This is a genomic window from Brevundimonas sp. 01N35 (genome assembly GCF_056399785.1).
On record NZ_JBFTRZ010000041.1, the window covers coordinates 1 to 398 of the forward strand.

The 398-nt window shown below is 61.3% G+C and carries 1 pseudogene; it reads right to left on the reverse strand.

Annotated elements, in window-relative coordinates:
• Nucleotides 1–398: pseudogene (locus AC1DJ5_RS14665) on the reverse strand (hypothetical protein); the annotation flags it as partial.

The window sequence follows — 398 nt, forward strand, 5'->3', positions numbered from 1 at the left end:
CGGTAAAGGCTGCCGCCCCGGTATACGTCAGGCGCTCAACGTTGGCCGCCATGGAGAAAGTGGCGTAGCTGGTACGGATCTCGTCATTACCGCCACCCACCTGCTCGATGATCGTGCCGCCAGAACCGTTGATGATGTAGACATCATCACCCGCGCCCCCATCAAGGGTCACGGTGCTCAGGTCAACGTTGAACGTGTCGTTGAACCCCGTACCGATGACCTTTTCGATGTTGACCAGGGTGTCGCCTTGCGCGTCACCACCAATGCCGGGGCGCCCGCCGCCGGTACGGATATCGACGTTGATCGCTTCGGCAGACGTCGAGTAGTCGACCGTGTCGATCCCCGCGCCGCCGTCGAAGCCCATCACCCGATCATCGGCGACAAAGGTGTCGTTGTAG